Origin of the sequence: Reinekea sp. (assembly GCF_046710285.1) — a bacterium.
Classification (GTDB): domain Bacteria; phylum Pseudomonadota; class Gammaproteobacteria; order Pseudomonadales; family Natronospirillaceae; genus Reinekea.
In genome coordinates this window covers 1-12,046 of the sequence record NZ_JBKEGY010000045.1, presented here as the reverse complement: position 1 = coordinate 12,046, position 12,046 = coordinate 1, and the positions used below count along the sequence as shown (strand labels likewise).

The 12,046-nt window shown below is 42.4% G+C and carries 12 protein-coding genes and 1 riboswitch; of the genes, 2 read left to right on the top strand and 10 right to left on the bottom strand.

Annotated features, from left to right (window positions below; genetic code table 11):
* Positions 1-97 precede the first annotated feature (97 nt).
* The 10 genes from ACI882_RS17815 to thiB all read right to left on the bottom strand — a co-directional run bounded on the left by ACI882_RS17815 (position 98) and on the right by thiB (position 10,183).
* Entirely contained in the window at positions 98-913 is an 816-nt protein-coding gene (locus ACI882_RS17815; protein ID WP_411745020.1) for a flagellin, read from the bottom strand.
* A 500-nt stretch (positions 914-1,413) separates the two neighbouring features.
* Positions 1,414-2,715: a DUF945 family protein gene (locus tag ACI882_RS17810; protein WP_411746581.1), complete on the bottom strand. Its 1,302-nt coding sequence runs from the start codon at positions 2,713-2,715 to the stop codon at positions 1,414-1,416.
* 138 nt (positions 2,716-2,853) lie between these two features.
* Positions 2,854-4,209 carry a leucyl aminopeptidase family protein gene (locus tag ACI882_RS17805; RefSeq protein ID WP_411744960.1) on the bottom strand — a complete coding sequence of 452 codons (1,356 nt, stop codon included), beginning with the start codon at positions 4,207-4,209 and terminating at the stop codon, positions 2,854-2,856.
* A 172-nt stretch (positions 4,210-4,381) separates the two neighbouring features.
* Positions 4,382-4,690 (bottom strand): AzlD domain-containing protein, encoded by a 309-nt coding sequence (locus tag ACI882_RS17800; protein ID WP_411744961.1) that lies wholly within the window; start codon positions 4,688-4,690, stop codon positions 4,382-4,384.
* Positions 4,687-5,394: an AzlC family ABC transporter permease gene (locus ACI882_RS17795; RefSeq protein WP_411744962.1), complete on the bottom strand. Its 708-nt coding sequence runs from the start codon at positions 5,392-5,394 to the stop codon at positions 4,687-4,689. Before ACI882_RS17795 ends, ACI882_RS17800 begins: the two co-directional genes overlap by 4 nt.
* A complete protein-coding gene (locus tag ACI882_RS17790; protein WP_411744963.1) occupies positions 5,394-5,924 on the bottom strand; it encodes a thioesterase family protein in 531 nt (176 codons plus the stop codon). Before ACI882_RS17790 ends, ACI882_RS17795 begins: the two co-directional genes overlap by 1 nt.
* The gene (locus ACI882_RS17785; RefSeq protein WP_411744964.1) at positions 5,921-7,045 is read right to left on the bottom strand and encodes an ATP-NAD kinase family protein; all 1,125 of its coding nucleotides are present in this window, start codon (positions 7,043-7,045) and stop codon (positions 5,921-5,923) included. The genes ACI882_RS17790 and ACI882_RS17785 overlap by 4 nt, the downstream gene beginning before the upstream one ends.
* A gap of 31 nt (positions 7,046-7,076) precedes the next feature.
* The gene (locus ACI882_RS17780; RefSeq protein WP_411744965.1) at positions 7,077-7,721 is read right to left on the bottom strand and encodes an ATP-binding cassette domain-containing protein; all 645 of its coding nucleotides are present in this window, start codon (positions 7,719-7,721) and stop codon (positions 7,077-7,079) included.
* On the bottom strand, positions 7,708-9,210 hold the full coding sequence (locus ACI882_RS17775) for a hypothetical protein (protein ID WP_411744966.1): 1,503 nt from the start codon (positions 9,208-9,210) through the stop codon (positions 7,708-7,710). The genes ACI882_RS17780 and ACI882_RS17775 overlap by 14 nt, the downstream gene beginning before the upstream one ends.
* Positions 9,194-10,183 (bottom strand): thiamine ABC transporter substrate binding subunit, encoded by a 990-nt coding sequence (gene thiB / locus ACI882_RS17770; protein ID WP_411744967.1) that lies wholly within the window; start codon positions 10,181-10,183, stop codon positions 9,194-9,196. Before thiB ends, ACI882_RS17775 begins: the two co-directional genes overlap by 17 nt.
* An 81-nt stretch (positions 10,184-10,264) precedes the next feature.
* A riboswitch (TPP riboswitch) is annotated at positions 10,265-10,368 on the bottom strand.
* Positions 10,369-10,410: 42 nt separating this feature from the next.
* Here thiB and ACI882_RS17765 point away from each other — a divergent pair.
* Together ACI882_RS17765 and ACI882_RS17760 are read left to right on the top strand one after the other, a co-directional pair.
* Positions 10,411-11,202 (top strand): phosphotransferase, encoded by a 792-nt coding sequence (locus ACI882_RS17765; RefSeq protein WP_411744968.1) that lies wholly within the window; start codon positions 10,411-10,413, stop codon positions 11,200-11,202.
* A 15-nt stretch (positions 11,203-11,217) separates the two neighbouring features.
* Positions 11,218-11,961 (top strand): SOS response-associated peptidase family protein, encoded by a 744-nt coding sequence (locus tag ACI882_RS17760; RefSeq protein ID WP_411744969.1) that lies wholly within the window; start codon positions 11,218-11,220, stop codon positions 11,959-11,961.
* The last annotated feature ends 85 nt before the right edge of the window (positions 11,962-12,046 follow it).

The following is a 12,046-nucleotide window of genomic DNA, read 5'->3' as shown; positions in this document are numbered from 1 at the left end:
CAGCGATGTCGTGCATATAATCGCGCAAGAAATAAAAGGCTTTAGTCATGTTTTAGGTGATATGGCGATGCAATCCAGAAATTACCACTAAAAACTATTAGCTACCTAATAAAGCCAAAATATTACCTGCAGATTTATTAGCCTGTGCTTGCATGGCGATACCCACCTGCTCTTGAATCAAAGCAGCACTTCGTTCGCTACTGGCTTTCGCGTAATCAAGGTCTTGAATACGTGAGGTAGATTCTGCTGAGTTAAGGGACTGCTCTTCGAGGTCTTGTATTCGAGAATTAAAGCGACTTTCGAGCGCACCAAACGATACCGCAGATTCACTAATAGAGCCCAATACTGCATCGCTAAGCTCAATCGCAGAACTGGCGCCCGCTTGCGTTGATAAATCCAATGAACTCAACCCTAAATTGGCAACACGCTCTTGTAAGTTGTCACCCTCTACAACCAAAGTATCGCCACTGTTCGGTCCCACCTGAAAAGCTTGATCTGAAGCTGCACCAAATAAGGAAACGCCGTTAAAATTAGCCGACTCAAGTACAGATTCGGTTTGCTCTATTAAACCTTGCGCTTCTTTATTAAGTAGCGCTCTATCTTCATCAGAATAGGTACCGTTTGCAGCTTGTACCGAAAGCTCTCGGATTCTTTGCAGGTTTTCAGTCACACCCTTTAACGCACCCGAAGCCGTTTGGGTTAACGAGATGCCATCGGAGGTATTGCGGATAGCTTGCAGCTGGCCTCGAGTTTGAGAGCTTAAACCAGTCGCAATAGATAGCCCTGCTGCATCATCGGCGGCATTGTTGATTTTCAAGCCAGAACTCATCTGCTGATTACTTTTATCAACACGGCTAGAAGCGCTCGATAAGGCCGACGAAGAAATTGAATTGTTATTAATACTCATAGACATAAAAGCACCTAATAAAAAGCCATTGAACCATCGCTACAGCTTAGTCTAATAGGTGCAAAGATCTCATTCATTCTCGTTTCATTTTGTATCTTTGATTTGAGCTTAACGCCAGTAAAAGGACACTAAACTCTTCGCAATAAGCGGCGACTAAGACAATCCGAGTGCCATTCACACGACCCTCTCGATGTTTAGGGGTGTCGGTAAACGATATATCGCGACACTGCTGTCCCATAGTTTAGAAGCGGCTCATTGCTTGGAATTCGGGTGTTTGAAACATGGATGTTTCAAACAAGCCCCCATGGACGGGTTCATAGCGACCGAAATTCCAAGCATTGGGCCGCTGAACCCCGGGTAAAGTCTGAGATATTTATAGGACTGCAGTGTTATCGCGAATAAGTATACTTCTCGTAGAGCCATCGAAGGTGGCTATATTTGGAACCGCAAAAAAAACGGAGTGCTAGGTTGCCCTGACACTCCGTTTCATTTTGCTTAACTCTATATTAGAACGGTAATGGTACAGGCTGTCCATTTAAAGTCGCTGCGCCATTTTCAAAGCTAGCAGAAAGTACGTAATCATCATTCTCTTCGATTAATGCGCCCATCATCATTAAACTGAACATTTGTTCTGATAATTCTGGCATCTCTGCTATATCTTTATGTATTTTAAGATCTGCTTGAGCAAATACGGTTGGTATCAAACCCATCAAGGAGAAAATGTTACCGATATCAGCGACTTGGTTCGCCGGCAATGAAGCTTCTAGGCTCATCTTTGCTGCCTTACCATCAACCATTGCACTCACTTCTGAAAGGCCAAAGCTAAAACCATCTTGTAAAGCTTTATTACCTGTGCGAATTAGGCTTGGGCTAAGGTCAAAGCCTCCAGTGGAGCTCATGGCGTTTAGCTCTTGGCTCAACTCGGTTAGATTATCAACGTCAAAGCCACCCATGTTAGCGGCCATAACAATATCTGTCACAGTAAAGACACTGCCATCAACGTCGAACGTTAAGCTGCTGGTATCCCAACGAAAGTCACCATTAAAACGATTATTCTCTACATCACTGCTAGATACTAATGCAAAATCGCCCACCTGAACGTTCATGCTTTCATACTCTGTTTCGGTAATAAGGCTTACACCTTGGCCTGTTATAGACTGCTTACCAACAAAGGTATTACCGCCATGGTATTTACCATCGGCTAGCATGGTCATTGGCTTCCAATCTAAATCAAACGCTTCAAATTCATTGTATGTGCTGACCAACTTCATTCCGTTCCAGTTAGAATTAAGTAAAATGTCGCCTTTCATACTGCCTTTCACATTGACCAACCAAGGCGTGAAGATCACTTCAAAGCCTTCTAAAGGTTCATTAATAGAAAAAGAAGCCAAGTTAGTTTGATAAGAACCAAACATCGTGATATTAGTATTACCCGCTAACATCGGACTATTGATGAAGTTAGTCGACAGGAATTCCGCTGCCTTTGCATCATTTACCGCAGAAATAAAAGAAGGGTCTAAGGTAAGGGCATGCTCAACTGAAGTACCCCAAGGTCGCTTGTGAATATCATTTTTCAAGATGACATTAACGGCCTCACCTTCTAAATCCACTCCAATCTTTAAGGTTAATTGACGATCTATGAAGCTACTGCTATCACTGACGATATCTATAGTCATTAAATCGGTTGATTGGCTTTCAAACTGACTAACCGCCTTATCAATCTGGCTATCAACCAGCATCATTGATCCTGCGCCTGCCGCTACAACACCTACAACGACAACGGTTGTAATTATGAGAGCTTTATTCATTATTATTCCTTTAATTGGATGGGAGCTAAAAAATCTACACTGAATTAAAGTCTACTCAGCATAAAAAAAGCCGCATGATAACGACTTTTAACGACTTAATGTAAAAATATACCCAAAATATTGACGCAGTTCACCAAATTAACGTGAATAGCGTGCTTGCAATGCAGCAAAGGTCGCCCGAATTCCCATAGCTTCGCCGCCTTTAGGTCGACCTGGTCGAGCTCGATCATTCCAAGCACCTACATCAACATGAATCCAATTCGCCTCTGCAACAAAGTGCTGTAAATACAGTGCAGCGGTAATTGACCCACCAAAAGGGGTTGGAGAACAGTTTACGAGGTCTGAAATACTGCCCTTCATATAATCCGCATAAGGCTGATGCAAAGGCATACGCCACATCGCATCTTCTGAATTTGCACCCGAATGCACCAACTGCTCTGCAAATGCATCATCTGTTGCATAAAACCCTGGCACTTCAAGCCCCAATGCAACGCGGGCAGCTCCCGTTAAGGTTGCAAAATCAATAATGAGATCTGGGTTTTCACTGCTTGCTTCTGCAAGAGCATCACATAGCACTAATCGGCCCTCTGCATCGGTATTATCAATTTCAACCGTCAACCCTAGACGAGTTTTCACAATATCACCCGGTCTAAAAGCGTCGCCATTGACGGCATTTTCTACCGCTGGCACCAGTACACGTAAACGAACGGGTAAATTAAATGCCATAATCAGTGAAGCTAAGCCAAGCACATGAGCGGCACCGCCCATATCTTTTTTCATCAAACGCATACCTGCGGCTGGCTTTAGGTCTAAACCTCCGCTATCAAAACATACGCCCTTACCAACCAGCGTCAATAAGGGAGCCTCTTTCTTACCCCAACGCAAATCGAGCAAGCGCGGTGCGTGGCTCGAAGCGCGCCCAACCATATGAATGGTAGGGTAGTTTTGCTCAAGCAATTCATCACCCACCCATTCGCTGAACTCACCAGAAAACTCTACTGCGAGATTTTGTATTGCCTCAGATAAATGCTCTGGCATCATATCGCCCGCTGGGGTGTTAACTAAATCTCTCGTCAGGGCAACAGCTTTAGCGGTATTTACAGCCTTATTTATAATATCTTCAGACTCTACACACAGCGTAGCTCGATCAGCCGTGGTTTTGTATCGATCAAACTGATATTGACCCAACAACCAGCCTAAAGTTAGTGACTCTTGTTGCGTGATAGGCAGCTGAGCGTTCAGCACATAATCATTTTTCGGCAATTCTAGCGCCGCACTCGATAATGCCCATACCGAATCTAAATCAGGGCAAACAATGAGTACAAAATCGACATCACCTGACGTTGTTGGGATCGATAGCATGCCTGGAGCTGTGAAGTGGTTGCCATTTAACCAGCGCTGAGTCTGCTCTGACTGTTGGGTTAACCAAGTAGGGTATTCATCTTGCCGCACCACAACGAGGGCGATGCCTGTTTGACCTTGCTGTACATTCATAATTATGTCCTGATGTAATTGACTATCTAATTTGGTTAGTTTAACAATGTTCGCGCTTAGAGGCTAAGCCGATTAACAGAGGCTAAAGGTGACAATGTACATATAGAATGACGCGATATCTTAGCATCAAAAAAGTCGCTGCCCCACTCATCTACCTAGTACAGGTTTTGACCTAAATCCAGATTCCAAGTAACCAAAAGCTCACCATCCCAAGGATAACGGTCAGTAGCATAGGCGAACCAATTAGACCCAAGACTAAACACAAACTCGCCGCAAGGATGCCAGGTTGTAACAACTGACCAGTATTAGCAACTGGATCCAACAACGGTTCTGCAATTAAGGCAGACAACACAGCCGCGGGGACACAATTCAGCACCGTTAAAACCGCTGGAGACAAATTCAACCTAGGCAATAAAACAGGTGTCACCCGGATACCCCAAGTCACAATAATCATGCCGATGATCATCAAAACGAGAGTCATTTTTCATCCCCTTCTGTTTCAGGAATTCGGGAGGCAATTAAAGCCGCAAACAATACAGCCAAAATAATACCTAGCTTATGGGGTATGTCTTTGAATAGCCAGGCTAGTGCAAAGGCTATAAACGCACTGGCGACATTCCGCTTGCGCTTCAACATGGGTGTCATCATTGCAATAAAGGCAGTCACCATGGCAAACTCTAACCCTAAAGATTCAACGCCCGTCAGCGACGAACCTGCCCACAACCCTATCCAAGTACAAATTTGCCAATTGCTATACATAAAAAGAGCCGAGCCCATGTAATATGGGAATCGCTGTTGCTCGTCTAACCCTGCCATATAGCGCTGATTAAAAATCACAAATGTTTCATCGGTTAAGAAAAAGCTAGCTAGCACCTTTTGCTTTTTCGACCAAATTTTGGTTGGGATTAACATAGCAAAGGCATATAAAAGGTGGCGTAAGTTCACAATAAAAGTGGTTAAAACAATGAGTATTGCTGGGGTGCCAACGGCTAATAACCCAATGGCTACATACTGCGCTGAACCTGCAAAAACCAACGCAGAGATAGCAATTGCAACCCAGGCGGCAATGCCATTGGTCGGTGCTAACATACCAAATAGTAAGCCAAAGGGTATTGCAGCGACTATCATCGGTAAGGAGTCTAAAGCACCTTTCAAAAATGCAGAGCGGTTCGATAATTTATTCATTAGGAGAAATGGTTCTTCTTAGCAGATAACGTTTCTTTCCAATCACGAATGGCTTCCGTTTCAACGGGTGATTGCACCGCATGGCCAAATCTAGAAAAAACAGTACTATAAGAGATCACCTTGGCTTTGTGTAATATAGCCATGCGCGCGTGGCCAACAGCATATAATTTGCCTTTGCAATAAAAGCGCTGTTCAAAGTAGCCATATTTATCATCCCAGCACTTTAATTCAACCTCTAAATTAACTCGGCTGAACGGCTTGAACTCTCTAATATAAGTCAGCTCTTGGGCATTCAATACTGCTCGGTAGCCTTGCTTAAAAAAACTCGCTAACAAGCCGTTTTGACGTAACCACCCCATTCGGCCGAGATCACCAAATGAAAAATAACGCGCAGCCGTTAAATGGATATTGATATCCATATCGTGCGGCCAGACTCGAAAATTGCTGTTTATCGTTACTAAGGGTTTGAAATCACCTTTTTGAACGAGAGATTTAAGAGAAAAAAGAAACAATCGACCATATAAATTCATAAAGCTACCAAAGGATATAAAACCTCATCATTGTACCCTGTTAACAACGTAATGAGACCAGCCCATTTTAAATCCGTATTGCGATCACCGCTATCAATCAATAATGGACGACCTTCTAGCGTTTTTAATTTAGCCTTAGTCCCAATAATAGTAAAAGCTGATTTAGTTAGAGTCGCCAATACCTGAGGGCTAAACTGGTGATTGCCGCGCCCAAAGATATGCCCTTGGCCGCCAATAATACTAATGATGGCTTGGCTTTTAAATTTTTGTGCAAGGTGTAGAATATCTTGCTCTGTGCAATCCGCTTTAATAACCTTGCCATTAAGTACGGCATCGACACCCAGCAAGGTATTTGAGAGTTTGCTCCGTTCCATGAAGAAATCGATAGTTTTTCCGCTACCCATAAAATATACACAATCAGACTGGTGAGTTTCATCCAGCCACTCTGCAATATCGTTTAGCACCAGATCTTCTTGCTCTATTCCACCTACTTTCACATGCTGCATAAACTCAGCAGAGATTGGTACTTTCATTTCACCAAAATATTTAGATGCAACTCGATTTTGGCGAAATGCTTCTTCATCAATATCTCTAACTTCTTCCATGCGTAAATCGGTCAACTGACCATTTAACAAATTGGATAACACTTCTCCCGCTGCGTGAGGAGTCACGGCAAAAACACCGGAATGAATTTTAACCCCAGTTGGGATACCCAACACGGGGACGCTAGCCCCTACGACGGAACAAACATCTCTAGCCGTCCCGTCACCGCCTGCAAATACAACAAGATCAACTTGATTTTGAATAAACCAAGACACTATGTTTTGGGTATCAATTGATTCGGTTTGGGTCGGTAATGGCTCGGGGTATATATGAAGAGGTTGAATACCGCATTGATGCAACAACGATGCACCTAGATCTCCCTCTGCGGAGAACCATTCATGAGCATTCGTAGGTTGGTCCTGCAAAAAGGTCGTTAACATGGTTTGCGCTTTAGACATGGCCTTCTGCTCTGCGCCACGTTTTAGGGACTCTTCTCGAACATCTTTGCCGTCACTGCCTTTCAATGCAACAGAACCACCAATTCCGGACCAAGGATTAACAATAAAGCCAATTCTCATAACAACAAATCGCCTAAGCATTTTTAGGCTATCATAGCCCAGAAAGCTGCCAATTGCTGGCGGAAAAACCTTCATATAATAATTGAGCTGCATGCGCAACTTCGTTAAGGTGATGGGTGACCATAATAATGGTAGTGCCTTGCTCACGCTGCAGCTCTAATACCCATTTTAAGCCATCTTGTCGTAATGCAGGGTCTAATGAAGCAAAAGGTTCATCTAACAAAAGTACGGGCTTATTTTGTAAGAAAACCCGTGCTAAGGCTACTCTCTGCTGCTGGCCACCGGATAAACTCGCAGCGACCTGATTCAACTGACCGCTTAGATCAAATCGTCGAGCCGCCTCAATCAAAGTTTCCTGTTCAATCGTGTTAAGTTTGCCACTGGCAGCTAACCCAAACGCCAAGTTTTGCTCAACAGTTAAATGCTCGAAGACATTATCTTTTTGAAACATAATTCCGAACGGCGATTTTGCTGCCGGTCTATTTAGACAATTTTCACCTTGCCAAGAAACTTCACCTGCACGCAAAGGATTCAAGCCAATCAAAGAACGCAACAGTGTCGATTTACCAACACCGCTCTTCCCTGTTACAGCTAAAAAGCTTCCCTGAGGTAATTGAAAGTCCCATTGAAACGCTAAGTTTTCAAAGGCAACTTCCATTTGATTAACGATTAACATCTTTTTCCTCGCCTAACCATTCACCTACCATGAGTATAACGACACTCACCATCAATAGAATAACCGATAACTGCGTAGCCAATATCATTTGATAACTGCCCATTGCTTGGTAAATTAGAATTGGTAAAGTTGTAAATTGTGCTGAGCCAATTAAAGCCGCTACGCCTAAATCACCAACACTCAGTACCATCGACAATGCAAATGCCCACGGTAACACTGACTTCATTAGAGGCCAATATAGATACCTTGCTTTGGCCACCGAGTTAAGATCGAGAGTATAGGATAAATCATGATAACGTTGTTGAATCGTCCGGTAGCGCGTATGTATGGGCGCAGTAATGAAAGGTAAAGTCATCAAAGCATTCATCCAAATAATTAACCCCCAAGTGACCTTATAAGCAATCCCTAAACGTAAGGCGACTAAAAAAATACCGGTTAAAATAACCATAGAAGGTACAAGCAATACGCCAAAATCCAATAATCGACTGAGTTTAGTATCGCGACTGCTACAACGAAAAATTGCTAACAGCATGGAAACCACGGCACTTAAAAACGCAATTAGAAGACTATTCGTTATTGCCTCAAAAAATCTATTTGGAAAAATAAAACTCGCACTAAAGGAGCGTAGCAGGAGACTGACAATAGGCGATGCCAATAATAGTAAGACAACCACAATGGCGACTAGCTGAATGTACATTGGCCTAGCATATTGATGGCTATTTGACTTAGAAAACTCAATACTAAAAATTTCACGCCGACCTAAACTTAGCATCATCATTGTTGCAAAAATGCCATGAATAATTGCATAAACTGCTGCAGCTTGCGGGTCAAAATCAAACTTCAATGCTTGATAAATGGCAACTTCTAAGTTGGTATTGGCTGGACCTCCACCTAAAGTTAGGACAATAGTAAAACTACTAAAGCAAAAAAGGAACACAATCACAAAGATAGGTTTCATCGCCGACTTCAAAATTGGCCATTGCAACACTTTGAATTGCTGGCTCCAAGACATTCCAATACTCTGCGCTAAGATTCGATGTTCGATAGAAACTCGATCCAATCGCTGCCAAAAAACTCGCAATGCATAAGGGATGTTTAGCAGCATGTGGGCAATAATAATTCCAGCTAAACTAAATACATTCAACCAACCAGAAAAGAATGAGACAACTGATAGTACTATGGTCAGCACAGGCATTATAAAGAAAAGGTTCAGCAGTGCTTTTAAAATCCAACTATGGCGAAATGAACGATAAGACAAGATGAGTGCAAACGGTATGGCAAAAATAATTGATAAAAAAGCAGATAAGAAAGCTTGATAGAAAGAAAACTTAATTATTCGTACAAGCCAAGCATCAAAATAACCAAACAATGGATAGCCTTGCCCAGGGTGCAAAAATAACCCTAGACAAGCTAATGCCAATGTTGCCATCAATAAACTGATGGCAACTCGGTTAAGTATAACAGGCAAGCTATTATTGACTGGCTGCATTACGCCATTCTTTTACCCAGCTACGGCGATTTTCCATTACTTTGTCACTAGTAAAATAAAGTGACTTAGGGTGAAATAGAGCTTCGTAAGCCTCAGGTTTATCAGCATTTTCTAAAACTGGCCACATCCAGTTTGTACCAGCAAAGACATCTTGCGCTGGCTTGCTCACTAGAAAACTCAAAAAGCTTTGCGCAAGTTCAAGCTGATCACTTGATTTTAATGCAGCGGCAATTTCGATTTGGGTGTAATGCCCTTCCTCAAACTCTGCTGCTTGATATTGATCTGTTTCCTCCCAAGTCATATGGTAAGCTGGCGAAGTTACATAGCTCAGCACCATGTCACTTTGTCCTTCAAGGAACAAGGCATAGCCTTCACTCCAACCAGGCGTGACCGTGACCGTTTTGGCTTGTAGCTTCTGCCATGCTTCATCGGCTTTATCGCCATAGACAGATTTAATCCATAACATTAGACCTTGGCCTGGCGTACTCACGCGCGGATCTTGATAAATAACGCTTACGTCACTTTCTTCTATTAACTCACGCAGTGATGAAGGTACTGTTGTTAACTTCGTCTTATCGTATACAAATGCGAAGTGTCCGTAATCGTAAGGTACAAAGTTATTATCACTCCATTCATAAGGTAAGCTCAAGCCAGACAAATTAACATTGTGATCGGCGAGTAAACCAAGAGATTTCGTTTCCGCTAGTAACGCATCATCTAAGCCCAAAATAATATCCGCACCGCTTTGCTTACCTTCCAACTTAAGTCGGTTTAATAAGGCCACGCCATCTTCTAAACCGATGAATTCCACATCGCAACCGCATTGAGCTTCAAATGCTTTTTCTAATGCAGGACCAGGCCCCCATTCACTGGTGAATGATTCATAGGTATAAACGGTTAATTTATTATCGGCGGCCATAACAGTTGCACTCGCGGCAACTAGCAAGGTGGGTAGAACAAAAGAGTATTTCATGTATTCGAATTCCTGTATCAATAATATATTGATACCAGCGTATCTAAGAATAGATGAGGGATAATTGCATACGCAATTTAGCACAAAGAAGTCTTTGCTCCCTACGCCAGTACAAACTGGTTCAGGTTCAACGGGTTTTTCTCAGCGACTCGCAATACAATTGCTTGGCACCCCGGCAAGAACGAGGCATAGTTTACAGACTTTTAAACGAAAACCTAGAGCCTTTAATGTTACTTGATCAAATTCTTGAAGAATTAAACCCTGTTCTCGGCGAAAACATTAGTTTGAGTCGTCAAGATGCCTGTCTCACCAATGCTTTATATCAGCTAACATCGACCAAAGGTCGCTATGCCTTACGAGTAAATTCTGACCATGCAATAAGGCTCGGTATTAATCGAAAGAGAGAGCTATCAATTTTAAAGCATATTCATGATCAGAAATGGAGCCTACAACCAGCCGCTAAAAGCATCCACTATTTACTCACCCCTTGGATAGAGAGAATACATTTTGAGATCTCAGACCAACTTGAAGAGCTTTGCTATTTGATTAGAGCTGTTCATGCGGTTAACACCACTACATTAGATGTACCTCCATTAAATATAAACGAGCAATTGGAGCACTTACTTAATCACTGCAAGCAAATAGATTCTGATTTTTTAAAGTGCCTAACTAAGTTCCGAAATACATACCAATTTCCCACTGATTCTAGTTTGTGCCATCACGACTGGCACGGTGGTAATTTGTTTCAAACTGAATCGAAACTTTACTTGAACGATTGGGAGTATGCTGCGCCAGGAGACCGGCTTGTCGATATTGTCTGTGCGTTACAAGGATTCAACATGAACAAGGATCTAAGCTCTAAATTTCTCAACAAATTAGACATAGATGAAAGCGCCGTTTTACACATACAGCCATTAGTGGCTGCTATGTCTATACTTTGGTATCAAGTGAGGTTCCCTGAGAAAACGCACCAGACCAATTTTCAGTCATTTTTACAACGCTGGGGTTCGGATTTTTAGAGAAGAGGGTAATTTATGTGTGGTTTTATCTACAATGTAACTGACTATCCACTCTTGCTGCCTCTATTTGAGATAGCCGGCTACAGCCCTGAAGAGATCTCAGACATCATTCAGCAACCCTTTCTACGCCCAACAGACAAAGTATTAACGCTAGCGCCCACACGTTTAGGTCCAAAACTCATGGGTTCAACTTGGTGGTTAGCGACAAACCCCGATGGTTCGGTTAATACATCCATTACTAGCTTTAACTCTAAAGCCAGTAAAGTCGGCATATCTCCTCTACACTTACAAAAACCTAGGAGTGTACGAAGTGTTGTTGTTGGTTCTGGTTTTTGTGAGTGGCAACCCATTTACAAAGGAGAAATGAAGTACTCTGATTGTATTCGCAATGGCCTAGACCCTTCGAAAGTACAAATTGCTCGTAAAGTTCAACATTTAGTCGAACCTACCGGTCAACCACTTATGCTATTTGGTGCCGTATCCAAATTAAGAATCAACTCTCAGGGCTTACCACAAGTTAATACTTCGATTATCACCTTACCGCCTCATGAAGGGTTCATGGATATACATGCAAAATCATTTCCTCTAACGTTAAGAGATAACGAGCTTCTTGATTGGTTGAACCCCTTAAAACCTTACTCAGAATTTAGTCATTTGCTGACCATGGAGTCATTTCGTGACTCTTTTGATGTTTCAAAAGTTTCGGCCGATTTTTCTGAAAAAAACTTCGTAATTAAACTTCCACCCGATGATAAATAGACTTAATCATCAGCTAAAAACCACTGTAGACTTATATTAAGCAACGATTATTGAGGAAGAAAAACTATGGTTGAAATTATAGTAA